The organism is Geodermatophilus sp. SYSU D00814 (assembly GCF_054050055.1).
Genome location: NZ_JBJGYP010000019.1, coordinates 96,902 through 120,179 on the forward strand (window position 1 = coordinate 96,902; position 23,278 = coordinate 120,179).

Annotated in this window: 23 protein-coding genes; 7 read left to right on the forward strand and 16 right to left on the reverse strand. The window is 75.1% G+C overall.

All coding sequences use genetic code 11. The annotated features are described in order from the left end of the window. Window positions 1–49: 49 nt before the first annotated feature. The 7 genes from ACI780_RS16180 to ACI780_RS16210 form a co-directional block, all read right to left on the reverse strand. Window positions 50–907 carry an FAD binding domain-containing protein gene (locus tag ACI780_RS16180; protein WP_457004184.1) on the reverse strand — a complete coding sequence of 286 codons (858 nt, stop codon included), beginning with the start codon at window positions 905–907 and terminating at the stop codon, window positions 50–52. Continuing rightward, window positions 904–3,396 carry a xanthine dehydrogenase family protein molybdopterin-binding subunit gene (locus ACI780_RS16185; protein ID WP_456869864.1) on the reverse strand — a complete coding sequence of 831 codons (2,493 nt, stop codon included), beginning with the start codon at window positions 3,394–3,396 and terminating at the stop codon, window positions 904–906. Before ACI780_RS16185 ends, ACI780_RS16180 begins: the two co-directional genes overlap by 4 nt. Further along, entirely contained in the window at window positions 3,393–3,887 is a 495-nt protein-coding gene (locus tag ACI780_RS16190) for a (2Fe-2S)-binding protein (protein WP_457004186.1), read from the reverse strand. Before ACI780_RS16190 ends, ACI780_RS16185 begins: the two co-directional genes overlap by 4 nt. Before the next feature lie 221 nt (window positions 3,888–4,108). Then, a complete protein-coding gene (locus tag ACI780_RS16195) occupies window positions 4,109–5,296 on the reverse strand; it encodes an MFS transporter (protein ID WP_456869862.1) in 1,188 nt (395 codons plus the stop codon). Window positions 5,297–5,408: 112 nt separating this feature from the next. Further along, complete coding sequence (locus tag ACI780_RS16200; RefSeq protein WP_457004189.1) at window positions 5,409–6,725, reverse strand: GAF domain-containing protein; 1,317 nt, start codon at window positions 6,723–6,725, stop codon at window positions 5,409–5,411. Window positions 6,726–6,806: 81 nt separating this feature from the next. Then, entirely contained in the window at window positions 6,807–8,234 is a 1,428-nt protein-coding gene (gene mftF / locus ACI780_RS16205; RefSeq protein WP_457004191.1) for a mycofactocin biosynthesis glycosyltransferase MftF, read from the reverse strand. Continuing rightward, window positions 8,231–8,770 carry a cysteine hydrolase family protein gene (locus tag ACI780_RS16210; RefSeq protein WP_457004193.1) on the reverse strand — a complete coding sequence of 180 codons (540 nt, stop codon included), beginning with the start codon at window positions 8,768–8,770 and terminating at the stop codon, window positions 8,231–8,233. Before ACI780_RS16210 ends, mftF begins: the two co-directional genes overlap by 4 nt. Window positions 8,771–8,850: 80 nt before the next feature. On the opposite strand from ACI780_RS16210, the gene ACI780_RS16215 reads away from it, so the two are divergent. Beyond that, a complete protein-coding gene (locus tag ACI780_RS16215; RefSeq protein WP_457004195.1) occupies window positions 8,851–9,852 on the forward strand; it encodes an iron-siderophore ABC transporter substrate-binding protein in 1,002 nt (333 codons plus the stop codon). Between the two features lie 350 nt (window positions 9,853–10,202). On the opposite strand, the gene ACI780_RS16220 is transcribed toward ACI780_RS16215, so the two are convergent. After that, the gene (locus ACI780_RS16220) at window positions 10,203–11,699 is read right to left on the reverse strand and encodes a purine-cytosine permease family protein (protein ID WP_456869857.1); all 1,497 of its coding nucleotides are present in this window, start codon (window positions 11,697–11,699) and stop codon (window positions 10,203–10,205) included. A gap of 115 nt (window positions 11,700–11,814) precedes the next feature. Beyond that, on the reverse strand, window positions 11,815–12,504 hold the full coding sequence (mftE, locus tag ACI780_RS16225) for a mycofactocin biosynthesis peptidyl-dipeptidase MftE (RefSeq protein WP_456869856.1): 690 nt from the start codon (window positions 12,502–12,504) through the stop codon (window positions 11,815–11,817). Between the two features lie 68 nt (window positions 12,505–12,572). Here mftE and ACI780_RS16230 point away from each other — a divergent pair, with 68 nt between their 5' ends. Continuing rightward, window positions 12,573–13,061, forward strand: coding sequence for a pyridoxamine 5'-phosphate oxidase family protein (locus tag ACI780_RS16230; RefSeq protein WP_456869855.1), 489 nt, complete (start codon window positions 12,573–12,575; stop codon window positions 13,059–13,061). A gap of 43 nt (window positions 13,062–13,104) precedes the next feature. Here the strand turns inward: ACI780_RS16230 and ACI780_RS16235 are convergent, their stop codons facing one another. Then, a complete protein-coding gene (locus tag ACI780_RS16235) occupies window positions 13,105–14,649 on the reverse strand; it encodes an MFS transporter (protein ID WP_456869854.1) in 1,545 nt (514 codons plus the stop codon). A gap of 75 nt (window positions 14,650–14,724) precedes the next feature. Here ACI780_RS16235 and ACI780_RS16240 point away from each other — a divergent pair, with 75 nt between their 5' ends. Further along, window positions 14,725–15,324 carry a TetR/AcrR family transcriptional regulator gene (locus ACI780_RS16240; RefSeq protein WP_457004198.1) on the forward strand — a complete coding sequence of 200 codons (600 nt, stop codon included), beginning with the start codon at window positions 14,725–14,727 and terminating at the stop codon, window positions 15,322–15,324. A gap of 18 nt (window positions 15,325–15,342) precedes the next feature. On the opposite strand, the gene ACI780_RS16245 is transcribed toward ACI780_RS16240, so the two are convergent. Together ACI780_RS16245 and ACI780_RS16250 are read right to left on the reverse strand one after the other, a co-directional pair. After that, the gene (locus ACI780_RS16245; RefSeq protein WP_456869852.1) at window positions 15,343–16,176 is read right to left on the reverse strand and encodes a mycofactocin-coupled SDR family oxidoreductase; all 834 of its coding nucleotides are present in this window, start codon (window positions 16,174–16,176) and stop codon (window positions 15,343–15,345) included. A gap of 37 nt (window positions 16,177–16,213) precedes the next feature. Continuing rightward, complete coding sequence (locus ACI780_RS16250; RefSeq protein ID WP_456869851.1) at window positions 16,214–17,050, reverse strand: mycofactocin-coupled SDR family oxidoreductase; 837 nt, start codon at window positions 17,048–17,050, stop codon at window positions 16,214–16,216. Between the two features lie 362 nt (window positions 17,051–17,412). On the opposite strand from ACI780_RS16250, the gene ACI780_RS16255 reads away from it, so the two are divergent. Further along, window positions 17,413–17,658 carry an AbrB/MazE/SpoVT family DNA-binding domain-containing protein gene (locus tag ACI780_RS16255; protein WP_456869850.1) on the forward strand — a complete coding sequence of 82 codons (246 nt, stop codon included), beginning with the start codon at window positions 17,413–17,415 and terminating at the stop codon, window positions 17,656–17,658. Continuing rightward, window positions 17,655–18,023, forward strand: coding sequence for a type II toxin-antitoxin system VapC family toxin (locus tag ACI780_RS16260; protein WP_457004201.1), 369 nt, complete (start codon window positions 17,655–17,657; stop codon window positions 18,021–18,023). Before ACI780_RS16255 ends, ACI780_RS16260 begins: the two co-directional genes overlap by 4 nt. A gap of 11 nt (window positions 18,024–18,034) precedes the next feature. Here ACI780_RS16260 and mftC read toward each other — a convergent pair whose 3' ends face one another. The 3 genes from mftC to mftA are packed head-to-tail and all read right to left on the reverse strand — an operon-like array spanning window position 18,035 to window position 19,687. Continuing rightward, complete coding sequence (gene mftC, locus ACI780_RS16265) at window positions 18,035–19,249, reverse strand: mycofactocin radical SAM maturase (protein ID WP_456869848.1); 1,215 nt, start codon at window positions 19,247–19,249, stop codon at window positions 18,035–18,037. Further along, entirely contained in the window at window positions 19,246–19,539 is a 294-nt protein-coding gene (gene mftB / locus ACI780_RS16270) for a mycofactocin biosynthesis chaperone MftB (protein WP_456869847.1), read from the reverse strand. Before mftB ends, mftC begins: the two co-directional genes overlap by 4 nt. A gap of 10 nt (window positions 19,540–19,549) precedes the next feature. After that, on the reverse strand, window positions 19,550–19,687 hold the full coding sequence (gene mftA, locus ACI780_RS16275; protein WP_457004204.1) for a mycofactocin precursor MftA: 138 nt from the start codon (window positions 19,685–19,687) through the stop codon (window positions 19,550–19,552). 130 nt (window positions 19,688–19,817) lie between these two features. Here mftA and mftR point away from each other — a divergent pair, with 130 nt between their 5' ends. Continuing rightward, window positions 19,818–20,429: a mycofactocin system transcriptional regulator gene (gene mftR / locus ACI780_RS16280; protein ID WP_456869845.1), complete on the forward strand. Its 612-nt coding sequence runs from the start codon at window positions 19,818–19,820 to the stop codon at window positions 20,427–20,429. 69 nt (window positions 20,430–20,498) lie between these two features. On the opposite strand, the gene ACI780_RS16285 is transcribed toward mftR, so the two are convergent. Next, on the reverse strand, window positions 20,499–21,719 hold the full coding sequence (locus ACI780_RS16285; RefSeq protein ID WP_456869844.1) for a cysteine desulfurase-like protein: 1,221 nt from the start codon (window positions 21,717–21,719) through the stop codon (window positions 20,499–20,501). Window positions 21,720–21,954: 235 nt separating this feature from the next. Here ACI780_RS16285 and mdo point away from each other — a divergent pair, with 235 nt between their 5' ends. After that, window positions 21,955–23,247 carry an NDMA-dependent methanol dehydrogenase gene (gene mdo, locus ACI780_RS16290; protein WP_456869843.1) on the forward strand — a complete coding sequence of 431 codons (1,293 nt, stop codon included), beginning with the start codon at window positions 21,955–21,957 and terminating at the stop codon, window positions 23,245–23,247. The last annotated feature ends 31 nt before the right edge of the window (window positions 23,248–23,278 follow it).

A 23,278-nucleotide genomic window follows, 5' to 3' on the forward strand; every position in this document is an offset into this window, starting at 1 on the left:
GGAGGGCGGGCCGGCCGAGGGCAGGCGGGTGCCGGGGTTGTGTCGGAAACTACAGCCCGGCGGCGGTCGCGACCGCCCGGCGGGTCAGCACCTGGGCCAGGTGCCGGCGGTAGTCGGCCTGGGCGTTGAGGTCGCTGCTCGGGCTGGTGCCCTCGGCCGCCGAGCGGGCCGCCGAGGCGACCGCGTCCGGTGAGGCCGACGCGCCGGCCAGGGCCGCCTCGGTGGCCGACGCGCGCAGCGGGACCGGGCCCATGTTGGTCAGCCCGATGCGCGCCTCGGCGATGTGCCCGTTCTCCCGCCGCACCGCCGCGGCGACCGCGACGATCGACCAGGCCTGCGCCACGCGGTTGAACTTCTCGTAGCGCACCCCCCAGTCGCCGGCGAGCTTGGGCACCCGGATCTCCACGAGCACCTCACCCTCGTCGAGGGCGGTGGTGAGGTAGTCGACGAAGAACTCGCGGGCCGGCACGGTGCGTCGTCCGCCGGGCCCGGCGACCACCATCTCGGCGTCGAGCGCCAGCGCCACCGACGGCAGGTCCCCGGCCGGGTCGGCGTGGGCCAGCGCCCCGCCGAAGGTGCCCCGCCGGCGGGTCTGCCGGTCGGCGACCGTCTCGGTCGCCTCGGCGATGAGCCGCGCGTGCTGGGCGATCAGCGGGTCGGCGATGACCTCCGCGTGGGTGGTCATCGCGCCGATCACCAGCGCGTCGCCGTCCTCGCGGACGCCGCGCATCTCGGCGACCCGGCCGAGGTCGACGATCGTCTCGGGTGCGGCCAGCCGCAGCCGCATGACCGGGATGAGCGACTGCCCACCGGCCATGATCTTGACGTCGTCACCGCCCTCGGCGACCGCCTGCACGGCCTCCTCGACGGTGGTCGGCCGGACGTACTCGAACGGGGCGGGGATCACAGGGCACCTCCGGTGGACGACGTGCCGGTGGACGGCGCCTCGGCCGACTCGGCACCCTGCGCGTTGGTCTTCGCGGTGGCCCGGTCGCCGCCGTCGCCGCCCTGGTGGACGGCCCGCCAGACGCGTTCCGGCGTCAGCGGCATGCGGATGTCCTGCACCCCCAGGTGACGGACGGCGTCCAGCGCGGCGTTGACCACCGCGGGCGTGCTCGCGATGGTGCCGGCCTCGCCGACCCCCTTCGCGCCGATCGGGTTGCCCGGCGCCACGTGCACGGTGTTGTCCGTGTCGAAGTGCGGCAGGTCGGCGGCCGAGGGGACCAGGTAGTCGACGAAGGTGCCGGTGGTGAGGTTGCCGTCGGCGTCGTACACGGCCTCCTCGTACAGCGCCTGCGCGATGCCCTGGGCGAGGCCGCCGTGGATCTGCCCCTCGACGATCAGCGGGTTGACGATCGTGCCGACGTCGTCGACGCAGGCGTACTTGCGGATCTTCACCATCCCGGTGTCGGTGTCGACCTCCAGGGCGCAGATGTGCGTGCCGTGGGGGAAGGAGAAGTTGACCGGGTCGAAGGTCGCGTCCGCGTCGATCGACGGCTCGATGTCCTCCGGGTAGTTGTGCGCCGCGAAGACGGCCAGCGCGATCTCCTGGATCGACAGGCCGGCGCCCGGGGTGCCGCGGACGGTGAACTTCCCGCCGGAGAAGTCCAGGTCGTCCTCGTTGGCCTCGAGCAGGTGGGCGGCGACCCGGCGGGCCTTGGCGATCACCTTGTCGGCGGCCTTGACGACGGCGGTGCCGCCGACGACCAGCGACCGCGAGCCGTAGGTGTCCATGCCCTTGTGCGCGACGGCGGTGTCGCCGTGCAGGACCTCGACGTCCTCGAACGGCACGCCGAGCTGGTCGGCGACCAGCTGGCTCCACGCCGTCTCGTGGCCCTGGCCGTGCGGGGTGGAGCCGGTGACCACCTCGACCTTGCCGGTGGGCAGCATCCGGATCGACGCCGACTCCCAGCCACCCGCGCCGTAGGACAGCGAGCCGAGCACCCGGGAGGGGGCCAGGCCGCACATCTCGGTGAAGGTGGAGAAGCCGATGCCCAGCTGCACCGGGTCACCGGACTCCCGGCGGCGGCGCTGCTCCTCGCGCAGCTCGTCGTAGCCGATGAGCTCCAGGGCCCGCTGGGTGGCGCCCTCGTAGTCGCCGCTGTCGTACTCCAGGCCCGCCACGGTGGTGAACGGGAACTCCTCGGCGCGGATCCAGTTCCGGCGGCGCAGCTCCAGCGGGTCCATGCCGAGCTCGGTGGCGAGCTCGTCCATGATCCGCTCGACGGCGAAGGTGGCCTCGGGGCGGCCGGCGCCGCGGTAGGCGTCGGTGGGCACCTTGTTGGTGAAGATGCCGTCGCACTCGAAGCGGTAGGCCGGGAACTTGTAGATGCCGGGGAACATGAACGCGCCCAGGGCCGGGACGCCGGGGGTGATCAGCCGCAGGTAGGAGCCCATGTCGGCGAGGATCCGCACCTTCAGGCCCTTGACGTGGCCCTCCCGGTCGGCGGCGATGTCGACGTACTGGATCTGGTCACGCCCGTGGTGGGCGGTCATCAGCGACTCGCTGCGGGTCTCGGTCCACTTGACCGGCTTGCCGAGCCGCCGCGCGATGAGCAGCGCGAGGATCTCCTCGGGGTTGACCTGCAGCTTGCCGCCGAAGCCGCCGCCGACGTCGGGGGCGACCACGCGCAGCTTGTGCTCCGGGATGCCGGTGACCATCGCCAGCATCACCCGCAGCACGTGCGGGATCTGGGTCGCCGACCACATCGTGAAGTTGTCGCCCTGCGGCTGGACGACGACCGACCGCGGCTCCATGAACGCCGGGATCAGCCGCTGGTTGACGAACCGCCGGCTGACGACGACGTCGGCGTCGGCGAACGCCTGCTCGGTGTCGGCGCCCGTGCCGATCTCGCCGGCGTCGAAGACGAAGTGGTAGCTGGTGTTGGTGTCGAGGTGGTCGTGGCAGAGCTCGGCCTCCTGCGCGACGGCCTGCTCCATGTCGAGCACCGGCGGCAGCAGGTCGTAGTCGACGTCGACCAGTTCAATGGCGTCGGTGGCCGCGGCCCGCGAGCGCGCGACGATCACCGCGACGGCCTCGCCGACGTGGTTGACCTCCTCGACGGCGATCGAGGGGTGCCCGGGGTTGAGCATCTCCGGGGTGACCGGCCAGGCGCACGGGATGGAGCCCTGCTCCTCGGCGAGGTCGCGGCCGGTGTAGACGGCGACGACGCCCGGCGCCTCGAGCGCGGCGCTGACGTCGACGTTGGTGATCTTCCCGTGGGCCACGGGGCTGCGGACCACGGCCATGTGCAGCATCCCGGGCAGGACCATGTTGTCGGTCCAGGTGGTCCGCCCGGTGATCAGGCGGGCGTCCTCCTTGCGGCGGCGGGCCTTCCCGACCTCCTTCTCCGGTCCGGGGGTCTGGGTGGTGGCCGCGTCCTCGGTGACCGTCACGACTGCGCTCCCAGGGTCTCGGAGGTGCCCGACATCTCGCCGGCGGCCTGCTGCACGGCGCGGACGATGTTCTGATAGCCGGTACAGCGACAGAGGTTGCCCTCGATGCCCTCGCGGACCTCGTCCTCGCTGGGGGCCGGGTTCTCCTCGAGCAGGTCGATCGAGGCCATGATCATGCCGGGCGTGCAGAATCCGCACTGCAGGCCGTGCATCTCGTGGAAGGCCTTCTGCACCGGGTGCAGCGTGCCGTTGCTGCCGATGCCCTCGATGGTGGTGACCTCGGCGCCGTCGGCCTGCACGGCCAGGACGGTGCAGGACTTCACGGCCTGTCCGTCGAGGTGGACGGTGCACGCGCCGCAGTTGCTGGTGTCGCAGCCCACGACGGTGCCCACCTTGCCGAGCGCCTCGCGCAGGTGGTGCACCAGCAGGGTCCGGGGTTCGACCTCGTCGGTGTAGGTCACTCCGTCGACCCGCATGCTCACCCGTGTCATGGATCCTCCGCTTGGTTGCAGGGGGCGAGTGCGCCCGGTGGCCGGGCGCTCCACGGCGGAGTCAACCAACGGGAGCGTGACTTAGGCCACGCTTACCTGCCATGCGGGGACCACCGATTCCGCGGATGCGGAGCCGTCACGCTGCAGGGTCCGCGGTCGCGGCCGACCGGGCCCGGGGCGGCGCCGCAGCGGAGAGGTTGCAATCCCGTTGCAGCGGGCGCTCAGCCCGCCGGGACGGCGCGCAGCTCCCGGCGGCGCAGCAGCGCGCTGGCGCCCAGCGCGACGAGGCCGAGCCCGGCCAGCCCGGCGCCGACCAGGCTCGGGGCGGTGTAGCCGTACCCGGCGGCGATGACCACGCCGCCGAGCCAGGCGCCGAGGGCGTTGGCGGCGTTGAGCGCGGAGTGGTTGAGGGCGGCGCCGAGCATCTGCGCCTCCCCGGCGACCTCCATGAGCCGCAGCTGCAGGCAGACGACGAGCGTCGAGGCGCTCACCGCCACGAGGAAGATCCCGGTCAGCAGGGTCGGCGCGCTCCCCGCGGCAGGGGCCAGGAGGGTCAGCAGCACGGCGAGGGCGACCAGGGTGCCGACCAGCGAGCGGAACAGCGCCACGTCGGCCAGCCGCCCGCCGAGCGCGGTGCCGAGCACCCCGCCGACGCCGAAGGCGAACAGCACCCACGGGACGGTGCCCCGGGACAGGCCGGTGACCTCGGTGGCCAGCGGCGCGACGTAGCTGTAGACGGCGAACATGCCGCCGAACCCGACGGTGCCGACCGCGAGGGTGAGCAGCACCTGCGGCCGGCGCAGCGCGCCGAGCTCGGTGCGGACGGTGGCGTCCCGGTCGCCGGGCGTGGAGGGGACGACGGCGAGCACGGCCGCCACGGTGAGCGCGGCGAGGACGACGACGGCCCAGTACGCCGCGCGCCAGCCCAGCGTCTGTCCCAGCCAGGTGGCGGCCGGGACGCCGGCGACGGTGGCCACCGCGAGGCCGAGCATCACCGTGCTCACCGCCCGGCCGCGCAGCGTCGGCGGCACGAGGGAGGCGGCGACCAGCGAGGCCACGCCGAGGTAGGCGCCGTGCGGCAGCCCGCTGACGAAGCGCGCGAGCAGCAGCGCCGTCGGGCCCGACGCCACCGCGCTGAGCGCGCTGCCGCCGAGGAGGACGGCCGCCAGCCCGACCAGCACGCCGCGCCGCGGCAGCCGTGCCCCCAGCGCGGCGAGGACGGGGGCGCCGACGACGACGCCCAGCGCGTAGGAGGAGATCACGTGTCCCGCGGTCGGGATGTCCACGCCGATGCCGGTGGCGATGTCGGGGAGCAGGCCCATCGTGACGAACTCGGTGGTCCCGATCGCGAACCCGCCCAGTGCGAGGGCCAGCAGCGCGGCGGCGACCCGCGGGGTGGTGAGGGACACGGCGGGAGGCGCAGCGGAGGGCACGGCGTCGGGCGGGGCGGCGGCGCGGGCGGTCACGTGACCGTGCCAAGGGGACGGAGCCGGACCGTATTCCCGCGCCGGGCGGGTCGGCTCAGCCGCGGGAGGACCGCCGCAGCGCCAGCAGGTGCGCCGCGACTGGGCCGCGGCGGGGTGAGCCGGCCGGCAGCGCCTCGAGACAGGCCTGCCACGCGACGGCGTCCTCGCGCGCCTCGGGCAGCGCCGTCCAGCGCAGCAGCAGCTCCGGCCGGCGGCTGCGCAGCACGGCCGCGCGCAGCGCCGCGGCGGTGCGGCGGCGGGCGGCGACGACGCCCGGCGCGGCCGAGCGCGGCAGCACCGGGCCGGGGTAGCGGTCCAGCGCCGCGCCGACGGTGCCGCGGTCGAGCAGCACCCGGACCCGGTCGAGGTCGGTCTCCAGCGGGGCGAGCAGCCGGTAGGGCCGCGAGCCGACGAGGTCGGCGCCCACCAGCCGGCGCAGCCGCGACAGCTCCGCGCGGACGGTGACCGCGGCGCTGCCGGCCGGGTGGCACTCGGCGGCCAGCCGCTCGGCGCTGCGGCCCTCCTCCCCCGCCGCGGCGGCCTCGGCGAGCAGCAGGAGCAGCTCGGAGTGCCGCAGGGACAGCTCCTGGCGTCCCGACTGCAGGGTCAGGCGGGCGCGGTCGCGGCCGAGCACCTCCAGCAGCGGCGCGGGCGGCCGGGCCGGCGCGGGGCGCACCGGCCCGCGGGACTGCTCCTCGCGGTGCAGCCAGCGCAGCTCGGACTCGACGGCGGCCACGGTGGCGCGCACCAGGGTGAGCACGTGCGGGGTGGCCACGTGGTCGCCGCCGGTGACGTCGATGGCGCCGAGCAGCACGCCGGTGACCGGGTGGTGCACCGGCGCGGCCGAGCAGCTCCACGGCTGCACCGGCCGGCGGTAGTGCTCGCTGCCGTAGATCTGCACCGGGTGGTCGAGGGCCAGCGCGGTTCCGGGGGCGTTGGTGCCGGCGACCTCCTCCGACCACCGGGCGCCGGCGACGAAGTTCATCGTCTCGGCCAGGGAGCGCAGCCGGCGGTCGCCCTCCACCCACAGCATCCGGCCGTCGGCGTCGGTGACGCCCACGATCATCCGGTCGGCCTCGGCGTCCTCGACCAGCAGCCGCCGGATGACCGGCAGCACCGGGGCGAGCGGGTGGGCGGCGCGGTAGGCGGCCAGGTCGTCGTCGAGCAGGTCGACCGGCGGCCCCTGGCCGTCGGGGTCGACGCCGCTGCCGAGGCTGCGCCGCCAGGAGTCCCAGACGACCGACCGCACACCGGGGCGGGGCGGCGGCGCGCCGCGGGTCACCAGCGTCTCGTGCGCGGCACGCAGCTGCCGGGTCAGCCCGGGGGGCGGCCGGCCGGCGGGCAGTGCGAGCCACGGGCTGACGCCGGTCACGGCGCGCTCCCCGACGTGTGGCTCATGGTCCGCCCATGGTGACCCCTGTCACCGGTCCGCGCCAGGTCCCCCCGCCGCAGGTCAGCCGCCGGGTGGACGCGCCGGCAGCAGCGCCCGGGCGCTCCGGGCCCGCAGCGCGCCGGCCCACAGCCCGGCGCCGTAGGCGAGGTCCTCCAGCCGGCGGGCGGCCGCGAAGCGCGGCAGGCCGACCTCGGCCCGGTGCGGCCACCACGCCAGGACGGCGTCGGCGGCGGCGACGGCGCCCGCGGCGCGCCGGGCCCGCGGGGAGACGGCGGCGGCCGCGACGGTCAGCGGCCAGTGGTGGCGGGTGGCGGCGCGGGCGAGCGTGCGCCCGCCCGCGGCGGTGCCGCGCAGCACCAGGGCGGCGGCCAGCCGGTACGGCGGTGCCCCGCCGGGAGGCGCGAGCCGCCGGGCCAGGCCGGCCGTGGCGACGGCGAGGACCCCGCCCGCGGCGACCCGGCCCGCCCGCCCGCCGGCGAGGGCGAGCGCCACGGGCACCGCCGACCAGGGGCTGACGACGACCGGGGCGACGAGGCCGCCGTGCCGGGCGGCCAGCGGTGCGGCGCCGGTGCCGTAGACGGCGCGGCGGCGCAGCCACGCCGCGGTCGTGGCCGGGTGCTCGTGCGCCACCCGCGCGGCCGGGTCGTAGCGCACCCGCCAGCCGGCCGCGGTGAGCCGCCAGACCAGGTCGACGTCCTCGGCCACCGGCATCGCGGCGTCGAAGCCCTCCCCGAGCGCCGTCCGGCGGGCCAGCAGGGCGGCGCTGGGGAGGTAGGACAGCGCGCTCAGCGGGGCCACCCGCGCGGGTGCGGGTCCCATGTCCAGCGCGCTGACCGCCGTCTCGTAGGGCGTGGTCCAGCCCGGCCGCGCGGGCGGCAGCGCGACGACCCGCGGCGCGACGAGCGCCAGCCGCGGGTCGGCCAGGTGCGGCAGCAGCACGTCGAGCCAGCCGGGCAGCGGCACGCAGTCGGAGTCGAGGAAGGCCACTGCCCGGGTGGTGGCGGCGCGCAGGCCGGTGTTGCGGGCCGCGGCCGGGCCGAGCGGACGCTGGTGCCGCAGCACCTCCGCCGTCCCCGCCGCGGCGGCCAGGGCGCCCGGGTCGACCGAGCCGTCGTCGACGACCAGCACCCGCGCGGCCGCGGTGGCGGGGTCGGCCCGCAGCGCGGCCAGCAGCCGGGCGATCCCCTCGGGGCGGTCGCGCACGGGGACGACGACGGTGACGTCGTCGGGGCCGGGTGCGGGACCGGCGGGCTCGGGGACGGCGGCGCCGGCGTCGAGCAGCCGGGCGGCCAGGGCCGCCGTCGCCGTGGACGAGACCACCAGCCGGTCGCCGTCGAGCAGGTCCCGGGCGGCCGCAGACAGCCGCAGCAGCCGCAGCGGCGAGCCGCCCAGCAGCGCCGCGCCGCCCTCCACCCGGCGGGTGCCCCCGGCGAGCCGGACCGCGTAGCCGTCGGGCAGGCGGGCGTGCGGTGGCGGCGGGACGCTCACCCGCCCAGGACGTCGTCGGTGGTGGTGACCTCGACCAGCGGGGCGTAGAGGCCCATGAGGCCCAGCGCCTTGCGGTGGTCGTCGTCGCTGCTGCCGGCGCAGGCGTCGCCGACCACGCGCACCGGCACGCCGGCGTCGGCGGCGGGCAGCACGGTGGAGACGACGCAGCAGTCGGTGGCCACGCCGGCCACCGTCATCGGGCCGTCACCGACCAGCGCGGCGAGCTCGGGGCCCCACTTGCCGAAGGTGGTCGCGGTGACCACGGCGGCCGCCCCGGGGTCCTCGACGAGGTCGTAGAGCGGGGCGTCGGGCGGCTGCAGGGCGAAGGGGAACACCTCGTAGTAGCCGACCCAGGCACCGGCCGGCTGCGCCGGGGCGACGAAGCGGGTGTACACGACCCGGTCGCCGAAGGCCTCCACCAGCCGCCGGATGCGCGGGTGGGCCTCGGCGAACCGGGGCGCCGCCCACGGGGAGTCCGGATCGGCGAACACCCGCTGCGCGTCGACGACGACCAGCCGGCCGGAGGGCTCTGTCACGCCCGGACCCTAGCCGGGCGGCCAGGGCCACACGCGACTTTGGTTAGGCTGCCCTCAGTAGCCGTACCGGAGGAGTCCCGATGTCCCACCCCCTGCCCCGCCGCGCCGTCCTGCTGGCGGCCGCCCTGACCACCGCCGCGTCGCTGACCGCGTGCGGCTCCGCCGACGGCGGCGGCGAGGCGGGGTCGGCGACCTCCTCCGGCGGGAGCGGGGACTTCCCGGTCACCGTGAGCACCGCGTTCGGCGACACCGAGATCGAGGAGGAGCCGCAGCGCGTCGTCGCCCTGGGCTGGTCCGACGCGGAGACGGCGCTGGCGCTCGGCGTGCAGCCGATCGGGGCCAGCGACTGGCTCGGCTTCGGCGGCGAGGGCGTCGGCCCGTGGGCCGAGGGTCGCTACGACGAGGCACCGGAGATCATGGAGACGCTCGAGCCCAGCCTCGAGGCGATAGCGGCGCTGGAACCCGACCTCATCCTGGACACCCGCTCCGACGGGACGCAGGAGCGCTACGACTCCCTCAGCGAGATCGCCCCGGTGGTCGGCGCGCCCGAGGGCGTGGGTGCCTACCAGACCACCTGGCAGCAGCAGCTGGACCTGGTCGGGCAGGCGCTGGGCCGCACGGAGGAGGCCGGGCAGCTGCGCGGCGACCTCGAGCAGGCCTTCGCCGACGCCGCAGCCGCGCACCCGGAGTTCGACGGCACCGAGGTCGCCGTCGGCGCGTACACCTCCGAGGGCTTCGGCGCCTACGTCCGCGGCGACACCCGCGTCGACTTCATGGAGGCGCTCGGCTTCGTGAACGACCCGGGGATCCAGGACCTGGCGACCGAGAGCTTCTTCGTGCCGGTGTCGGAGGAGCAGGTCTCGCTGCTCGACGCGCGGCTGACCGTCGTCTTCCCGATCTTCGTCGACCCCGCGCAGATCACCTCGAACCCGCTGTGGCAGACGCTGGGCTCGGTGCAGCAGGGCAACGCCGTCGTCCTGGAGGACCCGACGCTGGTGAACGCCTTCTCCAGCGGCTCGGTGCTCGGGACGGGGTACGCGCTCGAGCAGGCCGTCCCGCTGTTCGCCGAGACGCTGCGCTGAGGTCCTGAGGGCCGGCCTGGGGACCACGGGAGCGGCGGCCCGCTGATCCTGGGGCGCACCAGCGGCCGGACACGGTGCGCTCAGGGCGGATCCGGGAGCCGTGACGTGCCCGTGTCTGCACCGCCGGCCGGCACCTCGTGGGGAACCGTGGCCGGCTGCCCCGACCGGCCCGCTCAGCGGCTCCTCGGTGTGCGGGGCGTTCCCTCGGGGACGTGGTGCGCGCTCACGTCCTCCCGGGACCTGTCAGCGGCCGGACAGTGTGCGCTGGGGGGGCAGCTGTAGGGCTGGATCTGCACGCATCTGCACGTCGTTCGTCGGCGGCAGTGCCCCCCTGAGGCCGGAGCAGATCCTCAGGACGGCGCCCCTGGCCGGACCCCGGCGGCCTCCTGCGCCCGGACCGCTCCGCGGCGCAGCGCCAGGGTGCCCAGCAGCCCGACGAGGAAGGCGGCCAGCACGCCGAGGTTGGCGAAGGCCCAGTCGCCCTCCCGGCCGCCCAGCCCCAGCGGCCCGAGCAGGTAGCCCTGCCAGTCCAACCAGCCGGCGTAGGTGTTGGTGACCAGCCCCCAGCCGAGCAGGGTGCCGATCGCCAGCAGCACCAGCGGCACCGCGGGGGCGGCGCCGTAGCGGCCGCGCGGGTCGTAGAGGTCGGCCTCGGCGTAGGGCCGGCGGCGCAGCGCGAGGTCGCCGAGGAAGACGCCGCACCAGGCGGCGATCGGGACGCCCAGGGTGATGAGGAACCCCTGGAACTGGAAGAAGAAGCCGCCGGTGGCGACGAAGACCACCCAGATCGCGCCCAGCACCATCAGCGCACCGTCGATCGACGCGGCCACCGGCCGGGGCACCCGCACCCCGGCGGCCAGCAGCGACAGCCCCGAGGAGTAGATGTCCAGCAGCGCGCCGCCGACCAGGCCGAGCACCGCCACGACGACGAACGGCACGAGGAACCAGGTCGGCAGGATCGACCCGAGCGCCCCGATCGGGTCCGCGCCGATCGCCGCCGACAGCTCCGGGTCCGAGGCCGCCAGCAGCAGCCCGGTGCCGAGCAGCACGACCGGGGCCAGCGCGCCGCCGAACGTCGTCCAGCCCACGACGCCACCGGTCGACGCCGTGCGCGGCAGGTAGCGGGAGTAGTCGGCGGCCGCGTTGACCCAGCCGAAGCCGTACCCGGTCATGGCCAGGACCAGCGCGCCGACGACGGCCGCCGTCGAGCCGCCCGGGATGCCGGTGACCGCCGACCAGTCGACGGAGTCGGCCACCAGGACCAGGTAGACGACGGTCAGCACGCCGCTGACCACGGTGATGACCGTCTGCATCCGGATGATCGCGTCGAAGCCGAGGACGCCGCCGGCCACGACCAGCGCGGCGACGACGAGCAGCGCGACGACCTGCGTCGCCGTCCCGCCGCTCCAGCCGAGCTGGTCGAAGACGGTGGCGGTGGCCAGCGTCGCCAGGCTGACCAGCACCGTCTCCCAGCCGACGGTGAGGACCCACGACAGCGCCGCGGGGACCCGGTTGCCGTGCACCCCGAACGCGGCCCGGCTGAGCACCAGCGTGGGAGCCGAGCCGCGCTTGCCGGCGATCGCGACCAGCCCGCACAGCAGGAAGGACACGACGATGCCGACGACGCCGGCCACCAGCGCCTGCGTCGCGGAGATGCCGAAGCCGAGCAGGAACGAGCCGTAGGCCAGGCCCAGCACGCTGACGTTGGCGCCGAACCACGGCCAGAACAGCTGCCGCGGGCGGCCGCGGCGCTCCTCCTCGGCGATGACGTTGATGCCGTTGGTCTCGACGGCGACGCGCGTCCCGGGCGCGCCGGTCCCGTCGTCCAGGGCCTGCCGCTGCGCCATCCCGACCTCCTCGCTCGGCGGGCCCGCCGTCCCCGGCCCCGTCCCGCCATGATCGTGCCGTGGGCGCCCGGCGCCCGCGACGGGTTCCCGGACGGCGCTGCCCGCACCGGTCGGGTCAGCCGCGCAGCCGCCCGTCGTCGCCGACGTCCCAGCCGGCCACCGCCGCCGTCAGCCGGGCGGCGAGGTCGCCGAGCAGCCGCGCGCCCTCCGCCGCCGTGGCGCCGGCCGGGTCGCCCAGCACGCCGGTGGGGCTGACGCCGCGCACGCCCTCGGCCCGCAGCCGGGGCAGCAGCGCGCCGACCGGCGTCGTCACGCCCGCGACGGCGCGGTCGGTGCGGACCGCGTCCGGTTCCACGTGCAACAGCAGCGCGGTCTCGGTGCGGCCGGCGTGCGCGTCCCCGCCCGGCACGGCGCAGGGGAACCAGGCGGCGTCGCGGCCCTCGGCGCGCAGCAGCGGCACCGCCCGGCGGAGGGCGTCGAGGTTGCCGCCGTGGCCGTTGACGACCAGCAGCCGCCCGGCCCAGCGGCACGCCGAGCGGCCGTACTCGACCAGCAGCGCGCTCAGCGCCTCGGTGCCGATCGACACGGTGCCGGGGAAGCCCTCGTGCTCGCCGCTGGCGCCGTACGGGAGGGCCGGTGCCACCAGCGCCGCGCCGAGGTCGGCGGCGGCGACCACCGCGGTGGCGACGGCGGTGTCGGTGGCCAGCGGCAGGTGGGAGCCGTGCTGCTCGACCGAGCCCAGCGCCACCACCAGCAGCGGCCGCTCGGGGAGCTCCGGCCAGACGGCGCCGGCCAGGTCGGGCACCACCCGAGCCTACGGAGCGCCCGGCCCACCGGCGGTGTCAGGCGGCCGATCCGGGGAACGGCAGGGACATGAGCGAGAACACGACGGACCCCACCCGCAAGGTCGCCGAGCTGCTGAGGGGGCAGAAGTTCGGCTTCCTCACCACCACGACGCCGGAGGGCAAGCTCACCAGCCGCCCGATGTCGCTGCAGGAGGTCGAGTTCGACGGCGACCTGTGGTTCTTCGCCGAGGCGCACGCGCCCTGGCTCGGCCACGTCGCGGTCTCCCCGCAGGTCAACGTCGGGGTCGGCTCGGGTGGCAGCTGGGTGTCGCTGACCGGGCACGCGCTCGTCGTCGACGACGTCGCGAAGAAGCGGGAGCTGTGGAACAGCGGCGTCGAGGCGTGGCTGCCGCAGGGACCCGACGACCCCACGGTGGTGCTGGTGAAGGTCGACGCCGACTCCGCCGAGTACTGGGACAGCCCGGGCAACCGGCTGGCCACCGCGTTCAGCTTCGTCAAGGCCAAGGCCACCGGGTCGCAGCCCGACACCGGCGAGCACGAGAAGGTCGACCTCTAGGACGCACGGGGTGCGGCGGCCGGGCGGCCGCCGCACCCCGCCCTCACGCCGCCGGGACCGGCTCGGGCACCGGCACGGCCGCCGGGCGCCGGGCCGGCAGCCACACCGCCGCCACCAGCGCCCCGGCCGCGCAGGCCGCGGCGCACACCCAGGACCCGGCCGACAGCCCGTCGACGAAGGACCGGCGGACGACGTCGGCGGCGGTGAGCCCGTCGGGCAGCCGTGAGGCGGCGGCGAGGCCGGCCACCACCGAGTCGGTGGCCGCGTCGCGCACCGCGGCCGGCAGCCCCGCCAGCCCGTCGCGCACCGCCGGTGCGTAGACGGTGCTCATCACCGACCCCACGACGGCGACGCCGAGGGTGCCGCCCACCTCGCGGACGGTGTCGTTGACCGCCGAGCCGGCGCCGGCCTGGCCGGTCCGCAGGGCGCCCATGACCGTCTCGGTGGCCGGGCTGGTGACCAGGCCGAGCCCGGCGGCCATGAGCACCATGGAGACGACGATCCGGCCCCAGTACTGCGAGTCCACCGCGGCGCCCGCGGCGACGGCGAAGCCCGCCGCCATGACCAGCAGCCCCGCGGTGACGACGACCGCCGTGCCCACGCGCCGCACCAGGAGCACCGCGACCGGGCTGGTCACGGCGATGACCGTGGCGAACGGCAGCGTCGCCAGGCCGGCGGCGAGCGTGCCGTAGCCGAGCACCGCCTGCAGGTACTGGGTGATCAGGAAGATGAACCCGAAGAGTGCGAAGAACGCCAGCGCGATCGCCACGCTCGCCGCCGACACCCGGCGGTCGGTGAAGAGCCGGACGTCGAGCAGCGGGTCGGGTCGGCGCAGCTCCCACCGGACGAACCCGGCCAGCAGCGCGGCCGCGGCGGCGTAGCCGGCGAGGGTGAGCGGCGAGGTCCAGCCGTGGCCGGGCGCCTCGATCGTGGTCCACACCAGCAGGCCGACGCCGGCGACCGAGCCGACCACCCCGCCGACGTCGAAGCGGCCGTGCTCGGCGGAGCGGGACTCGCGCAGCAGCACGCGCCCGGCCACCAGGGCCACCGCGACGAGCGGCAGGTTGACGAGGAACACCGAGCCCCACGCGAAGTGCTCGAGCAGCAGCCCGCCGGTGACCGGTCCGATCGCGACCGACAGCCCGGTGACCGCCGACCACACGCCGATCGCCGTCGCGCGCTCGCGCCGGTCGGGGAAGGCGACGACGAGCAGCGCCAGGGTGGCCGGGAAGACGAGGGCGGCCGCGGCGCCCATGGCCGCGCGGGCGGCGACGAGCTGCCCGGTGGTCCCGGCCAGCGCTGCGAGCAGGGAGGTCAGCCCGAACAGCACCAGGCCCACCTGCAGGACGCGCAGCCGGCCGAACCGGTCACCGAGGTGCCCGCCCAGGAGCAGCAGGGCGGCGAACACCAGCGTGTAGCCGTCCACGACCCACTGCAGGCCGCTGGTGTCGGCCGACAGCTCCGCCGCGAGCGTCGGCAGGGCCACGTTGACGATCGTGTTGTCGACGCTGACCAGGAGCACCGACAGGCACAGCACGGCCAGCACCCACCACCGGCGGGTGGGCTGGGCCGGGGATCGGACCTCCACGGGGCCCTCCTCTCGTAGAACGACGTTCCAGAACGGTAGAACGGCGTTCTACAAGGCGCAAGGGAGGATGACGGCATGACCGAGACGGGGCAGCGGACGCCGAGCCGCGACGTGCAGGGCGCGCTGGTCGACGCGGCCGAGCGGGTGCTGGTGCGCGACGGGACCGCGGGGCTGACCGTCCGGGCCGTCGCCACCGAGGCCGGCGTGGCCCCGATGGGCGTCTACAACCGCTTCGGCAACAAGTACGGCCTGGTGGCCGCCGTCCTGGTCCGCGGGTTCGACGCGCTGGCCGCCAGCGTCCGCGGGGACGACGCCGACGCGCCGCAGGACCGGCTGGCCGGCTGCGGGCGGCGCTACCGGCGGTTCGCCCTGGGCAACCGGGAGCACTACGAGGCGATGTTCGGCACCGCCGTGCCCTCCGACGCGCGCGCGGCCGCCTCCACCGCCGAGCTCGACGAGCACGCCGCGGCCGCCTTCGGGGTGCTGGTCGGCGAGGTGTCGCGGGCGATGGACGCCGGCGTCCTGCGCCGCGACGACCCGGCCGAGACCGCCCAGGTCATCTGGTCGGCCGTGCACGGCGCGGTCAGCCTGGAGCTGGCCGGGGTCACCCAGGCCGAGGACCCCGAGGCCTCCTTCGAGCGCCTGCTGGCCGCACTGCTGTCGGGACTGTCCTGACCGGCCGCCGGCCCCTGGTCAGCGGACCGTGTAGCCGGCGTCCACCGGCAGCGTCACGCCGGTGATGTAGCGGGCCTCGTCGGAGACCAGGAAGAGGATCGCGTTGGAGATGTCCACCGGGTCGACGTAGGGCACCGGCAGCGGGTGCAGCGTCTCGAACAGCTCGGTGAACTTCTCCCTCGTGGGGTTCGGGTCGTCGGGGGTGAACAGGCCCCACGTCTTCTCGTTCTGGATCATGACGGTGTCCACGCCGGTCGGGTGCACGGTGTTGACCCGGATCGACTGCTTGCCGAACTCGTTGGCCAGCGTCCGCATGATGCCGATGACGCCGTGCTTGGCCGCGGTGTAGTGGATCGTGTTCGGCGTCCCCTTGAGGCCGGCGGTCGAGCTGGTGATCACGATCGACCCGCCTCCGGAGTCGACCAGGTGCGGCAGGGCGACCCGGCAGGTGTTCCACACGCCGGTCAGGTTGATGTCGATCATCTCCTGCCAGGCGTGGTCGGTGAGTTCCAGTGCGGGCGCCAGCTCGAACACGCCCGCGTTGGCCAGCACGATGTCGAGCCGGCCCAGTTGCGCGACGCCGTCGTCGACCGCCGCGCGCAGCGCCGCCGGGTCGCGGACGTCGGCCTTCGTCGCGACGATCCGCCGGTCGAGGGCCTCGACCTGCCGCACCGTCTCGGCGAGGTCCTCCTCGGTGGCCGGTGGGTACATGGTCACCGTCTCGACCGGCCCGCAGAGGTCGACGGCGATGACGTCGGCGCCCTCCTGCGCCAGCCGCAGCGCGTGGCTGCGGCCCTGGCTGCGCGCGGCCCCGGTGATGAAGGCGACCTTGCCCTCGACGCGTCCTGCCACGGTGTCCTCCTGTCCGGGAGATGCTCGACTGCCGGCGTTACTTGACGACCGACCCCGCGTCGACCGGGAGCTGGACGCCGGTGACGTAGCGGGCGTCGTCGCTGACCAGCCAGAGGATCGCGTTGCTGATGTCGACCGGGTCCACCCACGGGATCGGCAGCGCGTTGAGCCCCTGGAACATCGGGGCGACGTCGTCGCGGGTGACCTCGTCCGGGGGCTTGTCCGGGACGAAGTTCCCGTAGGTCTCGCGGTTGTGGATCATGTCGGTGCTCACCGAGGTCGGGTGCACCGAGTTGACCCGGATCATGTCGGGGGCCAGCTCGTTGGCCAGCGTCTTCACCAGGCCGACGACGCCGTGCTTGGCCGCGACGTAGTGCGCGAGGTTCGCCAGGCCCTTGATGCCGGCCGTCGAGCTGGTGATGACGATCGCCCCGCCCTGCCCGTGCGCCCGCAGGTGCGGCACCGCGGCCCGCACCGTGCGGAAGACGCCGGTGAGGTTGATGCCGATCATCTGGTCCCACATCTCGTCGGTGAGGTCCTCCACCGGCGCGAAGCTGGCGATGCCGGCGTTGGCCAGCACGATGTCGAGCCGGCCGAGCTCTGCGACCCCCTCGCCGACGGCGGACTCCAGCGCGGCACTGTCGCGCACGTCGGCCACCCGGGCGACGATCCGCCGGTCGAGCGCCTCGACCTGGCGGACGGTCTCGGCCAGGTCCTCCTCGGTCGCCATGGGGTAGCCGACGGTGGGGACGTCGGCGCAGATGTCCACCGCGACGACGTCGGCACCCTCCTGGGCGAGCCGGACCGCGTGACTGCGGCCCTGACCGCGCGCGGCACCGGTGATGAACGCGACCTTGCCGTCGAGCTTGCCCATCCGGACTCCCGGGTCGAGGGGGCGTGCCAGGTGACGCGGGTCTCAACCTAGGGAGGGTTGCGCCGATCGGCAACGCCCTGGTCAGGGCGACCGGCCGGCGTCCAGCCGACTCCCAGCCGGTGTCCTGCCGACCCTCAGGGACGACGGCGAGGGTGGGGATCCGAGACACCCAGGAGGTATCCCGTGCTGACCGTCGCCGTGCTCGTGGCCCTGCTCCTCACCATGACCCTCGCCGACCTCGCCCCGGCGCTGCTGCCCGACGGTCCGGGGCCCGCGGCGGTGGCGCCCACCCGCTGAGCGCGGGGCGCGGTCGACTCCCACCGCCCCTCCCACCGATGAGGTCCCGGTGGTACGGTCGATTCGTGGGTGGGACGTATCCCGTGGTCCTGGGCGACCGCGGCCGCCTGGTCATCCCGGCCGAGCTGAGGGAGCGCCTGCACGTCTCCGCCGGCGACCACCTGGTCCTCCTCGACACACCCCGGGGAGTCGTCCTGGCCACCCGCGAGCAGCTCAAGGCCCTGGTGCGTGAGGACCTGGCCGGACTCGACCTGGTCTCCGAACTGCTGGCCGAACGGCGCTCCGACTCGGCTGCTGACGACGCCGGGTGAACCTCTTCGACAGCTCCGCCCTGCTGTGCTTCCTGCTGGGCGAGCCGGGGGCGGAGGTCGTCGAGGCCGCGATGGAGCAGGCGGACCCGGTGTGCAGTGCCGTCAACTGGTCCGAGGTGGCCCAGAAGATCGCGCAGAACGGTCGCGACTGGGGACTGCCGCAGGGCCTGCTGCGCAGCTACGGGCTCCGGGTGGAGCCCGTGCTGGTGGACGACGCGGAGGTGGCTGCCCGCCTGTGGCGCACCGGATCGGGGCTCTCCCTGGCCGACCGCCTGTGCCTGGCCACCGGCCGCCGCCTCGGTGCCACCGTGTGGACGGCCGACACCGCGTGGGGCGCCACGGACGGCGTCCGCCAGATCCGCTGAGCCGGGGTCCCTCAGCGGGGCTGCAGGCCCGCCAGCGGCGACTCGTCGCACGGCTTGGCCGGGATCGCGGGCATGCCGAGCAGCGTGGGCTGACCGCGCACCGGGCCGGTGTGGGAGTGGTCCAGGTGGCTGCGGGGGGTGACCAGGTCCGCCTCGCGCGCGGCCAGCGCCGTCTCGCCGTACCCCTGCACGCACTCCGGGTCCGGGCCGTCCAGCGGCAGGCCGGTGAAGAACTTGGCCGCCATGCAGCCGCCGCGGCAGGCGTCGAAGTGCGCGCACCGCGTGCAGGCGCCCCCGGTCTGCGGGCTGCGCAGCTCCCGGAAGAGGTCCGAGGACTGCCACACCCGCTGGAAGCCGCCCTCGCCGCGCACGTTGCCGGCGAGGAACTGCTCGTGGATGGCGAACGGGCAGGCGTAGACGTCGCCGACCGGGTCGATCAGGCACACCACCCGCCCGGCGCCGCACAGGTTCAGGCCGGGCAGGGCCTCGCCGTAGGCCGACAGGTGGAAGAACGAGTCGCCGGTGAGGACGCGCTCGCCGTTGGCCAGCAGCCAGGCGTAGAGCTCGCGCTGCTGGGCCTGGGTGGGGTGCAGCTGGTCCCAGACGTCGGCGCCGCGGCCCGAGGGGCGCAGCCGGGTGATCCGCAGCTGGGCGCCGTAGCGGTCGGTGAGCTCCCTGAACGCGTCGAGCTGGGAGACGTTCTCCCGGGTCACCACGACGGAGACCTTGAAGTCCTTCATCCCGGCCTCGGCCAGGTTCTCCAGCGCCCTCGTGGCGGTGGCGAAGGAGCCGGTGCCGCGGACGCGGTCGTTGACCTCGGCGGTGGCGCCGTCGAGGGAGATCTGCACGTCGACGTAGTCGGTGGCCGCCAGCTGCTGCGCGCGAGCCCGGTCGAGCTTGACGCCGTTGGTGGAGAACTTGACGCCGACGTCGTGGCCGATCGCGTAGTCGAGCAGGTGCCAGAAGTCCGGCCGCACGGTGGGCTCGCCGCCGCCGACGTTGACGTAGAAGACCTGCATGCGCTGCAGCTCGTCGATGACGCCCTCGGCCTCGGCGGTGGACAGCTCTCGTGGGTCACGCCGGCCGGAGGAGGAGAGGCAGTGCACGCACGCCAGGTTGCAGGCGTAGGTGAGCTCCCAGGTCAGGCAGATCGGGGCGTCCAGGCCGTACTCGAACTGGTCGACCAGGCGCCCACCCACGGGCCGGTCGGGGACGACGGCGGTCATGCGCGCACCTCGATCATCTGGGAACGGGCGAGGTCGGCCAGCGCCTTGACGTAGGCCGGCCGCTGGGCCTCGGGGACACCGCACGCGGCCAGCGTCGCGTCGGCGCTGGGGTGGTCGGCCAGCGTCTCCACGACGGTGACCAGCGTCCTCGACTTCAGGAACGACAGCTTCCGGTTGCCGAAGTGGTAGACCAGCGCCCCGAACGGCTCCGGCCGCAGCGCCACCGACCGGGCACGCCGCCAGGGCAGCCCCGGGTCGAAGGCGCTCGCGGCCGGAGCGGCGGGGGTCACGACCGCAGGCTCAGTAGACGCCGCACATGCCGTCGATGGAGACCTCCTCGACGAGGGACTCCTCGACCAGCGCCTCCTCGGCGACGGCGGGCGCGGCCCCGTCCTGGGCGGCGGTCTGGACCTCGGTCTGGGCGGGCGTCTCGGGCATGCCGACCTCCGGATCAGGGGGAGCGGGGATGCCGAGGACGGTAGGGGCACCGGGTGCCACGGGCAACCGAGGAGGTGAGCCACGGCACAGCCTGGACGGCGACCGGGGCGCCACGGGTGAAGATGGGCCGGTGAGCGTGCTGCGCGAGTCCGACCGCGGCGTCCCCCGCGAGGACCCCCGCGAGGACACCCGCGCCCGCATCGAGCGGGCCGCGCTCGAGCTGTTCACCGCCGCGGGCTTCGAGCAGGTCACGATCGAGGAGATCGCCGCGGCCGCGGGCACCAGCCGGCGCACGTTCTTCCGCACGGTGGGCGGCAAGGCCGACGCGGTGTGGGGCGACTTCGACGGGCACGTCGACCGGCTGGCGGGGCTGCTGGACCGCTCCGGCGACGACGTCCCCGTGCTGACCGCCGTCCTCACCGCCTACGTCGAGGCCAACGACTACGCCCCCGACGACCTGCCGGTGCTGCGCCAGCGGATGCGGCTGATCCTCACCGAGCCCGCGCTGCAGGCCCACTCGCAGCTGCGCTACGCCGACGTCGACCGGGTGGTGGCCGGCTACGTGGCGCGGCGCTGCGGGCAGGCCCCGACCTCACTGGTGCCGCGGCTGGTGGCCACGGCCACCCGCGCCGCCGCGACGACGGCCTTCGAGGCCTGGCTGTCCGGCGACGTCCCGTCGCTGGCCGAGGCGCTGCGGACCGCGTTCGGCCAGCTCGCGGCGGGCTTCCCCGGCCTGCGCTGACCCCTCCGCCTGCTCCAGGCATCGGAAGCGATCCGCACGTCCTGGGCCGCACGACGTGCGGAGTGCTTCCTATGCCTGCCCCAGGGTCGCGCGCAGGCCGTCGAGCAGCCGGTCCACGTCGTCGTCGTCGCTGTAGGGCGCCAGACCCACGCGCAGCCCGCCGGCGTCGCCGAGGCCCAGCCGCCGGGACACCTCGACGGCGTAGAAGCTGCCCGCCGGCGCGTTGACGCCCCGCTCGGCCAGCGCACGCGACACCTCGGCGGCCGGGCGGTCGGCGAACGTGTAGAGCAGCGTGGGCGTGCGGTGGGCGGCCCGCGACCACGCCGTCACGCCGGGCAGCTCCGCAACGCCCTCCTCGATCCGCTCCCGCAGCAGGTCCTCGTGCGCCTCGACGGCGGTCAGGCCCGCGACCAGCCGGCCGCGGCGGTCGCCGTCGTCCCCGCCGAGCGCGGCCAGGTAGTCCACGGCGGCGGTGGTGCCGGCCAGCAGCTCGTAGGGCAGCGTGCCGAGCTCGAACCGCTCGGGGACGGCGTCGGTGGAGGGCAGCAGCTTGTCCGGGTGCAGCGTCTCCAGCAGCGACGGCGCGGCGACGACGCAGCCGAGGTGCGGGCCGAGGAACTTGTAGGGCGAGCAGGCGTAGAGGTCGGCACCGAGCGCGGCGACGTCGACCGGCGCGTGCGCGGTGAGGTGCACGCCGTCGACGTAGGTGAGCGCGCCGGCCCGGTGTGCCAGCGCGGTCAGCGCGGCGACGTCGGGGCGGGTGCCGATCAGGTTGGAGGCGCCGGTGAGCGCGACCAGCCGGGTGCGGTCGGACAGCACCGCCGCCAGCGCCCCGGCGGTGAGCTCGCCGGTGCCGGGGTCGAGGTCGGCCCAGCGGACGGTGGCGCCCCGCGCGGTCGCGGCCTGCACCCAGGGCCGGACGTTGGCGTCGTGGTCGAGCCGGGTCACCACGACCTCGTCGCCGGGACCCCACCCGGCGGCCAGCGCGCGGGAGAGGTCGTAGGTCAGCTGGGTCATCGACCGGCCGAAGACGACGCCGCCGGGGTCGCCTGCGGTCAGGTCGGCCACCGCGGCGCGGGCGGCGACGACGATCGCGTCGGCGTTGCGCTCGGCCGCGGTCACCTGCCCGCGGTTGGCGATCGGTGCGGTGAGCGTGGTGGCCACCGCCTCGGCCACCTGCCGCGGCACCTGCGAGCCGCCGGGACCGTCGAAGTGGGCGGCGCCGGCGCGCAGGGCGGGGAAGTCGGCACGGACGGCGGCGACGTCGTAGGCGGTGCTCGCGGTGGTCACCTCCGCAGCATGCCGCCGCCGCCCGCCCCTCACCCGACCGGCCCGGCGCCCCCGCCCTGTCGGGGCCCGGTCGCAGGGGCCGACGGCCCTGGCCGGTCGGGCAGGGCGGCCTGGCCGGGTGGCCGGACCTGCTCCTCCGGACGGACGGTTCCCGGCCCGTGGGGATCCCGCGGGCCGGGACGCCGGTCCTAGCGTCCGGCCGGACCGCCCCGCCCCCGCCTGGAAGGACCCCTCGATGAAGGTCGAAGAACTCCTCAAGCCCTTCCCCATCAAGGAGTTCCACCCGTTCCCGCGGGCGCTCATGGGCCCCGGGGCGCACGAGATCATCGGCCCCGAGGCGCTGAAGCTGGGGTTCCGGAAGACGCTGGTCATGACGTCCGGCCTGCGCGGCTCGGACATCGTCGAGAGGATCGCCGGGTCGATGCGCTACCACGGCCTGGAGGTCGTGGTCTACGACCAGGTGGAGTCCAACCCCAAGGACTACAACGTCATGGACGCCGTGGCGATGTACCAGGAGAACGAGTGCGACAGCTTCGTCTCCATCGGCGGCGGCTCCAGCCACGACGCGTGCAAGGGCGCGCGCATCTCGGTGGCCCACGACGGTCGCAGCGTCAACGAGTTCGAGGGCTTCAACCAGTCGGAGAACCCGAAGAACCCGCCGCACATCGCCGTCTCGACGACGGCCGGCACGGGCTCGGAGACCTCCTGGGCCTACGTCATCACCGACACGACCACCGACCCGGAGAACCCGCACAAGTACGTGGCCTTCGACGACCACTGCCTGGCGACGCTGGCGATCGACGACCCGGTCCTCTACTACGACTGCCCGATCGACTACACCGCCCAGTGCGGCTTCGACGTCCTCGCCCACGCCAGCGAGCCCTACGTGTCGCGGCTGGACTTCCCGCCGTCGCTGGGCAACGCCCTCTACGCGATCCGGCTGACCAACCAGCACCTGCGGCAGGCGGTGTGGAACGGCCAGGACCTCGGTGGCCGGCAGGGGATGATGTACGCCCAGTACATCGCCGCGCAGGCGTTCAACTCCGGCGGCCTGGGGATCATCCACTCGATCAGCCACGCGGTGAGCGCGTTCTACGACACCCACCACGGCCTGAACAACGCCATCGCGCTGCCCCGCGTGTGGGCCTTCAACATGCCCACCCAGTACCGGCGCTTCGCCGACATCGCGCAGGCCATGGGCGTGGACACCCACGGGATGACCGACGTGCAGGCTGCCGACGCCGCGCTGGCCGCGGCCATCCGGCTGCTGCGCGACGTGGGCATCCCCGAGCGGTTCGTCGACGTCACCCAGGACAGCTACTCGAAGAACCGGCTGGGCGTCGGCCCGACCCGGTTCTACGAGAACGCCCCGACGATCCTCGGCGACGACAAGGACGTCGACCGGATCACCCACCACGTCCTCGGTGACGCGTGCACCCCTGGCAACGCCAAGGAGTGCACCTTCGAGACGGTCCGGCCCGTGGTGGAGCACTGCATGACCGGCGACCTCGACGACCTGCTGTCCTGACCGACTCCCGGGGGCGGGGCGACGCGCGTCG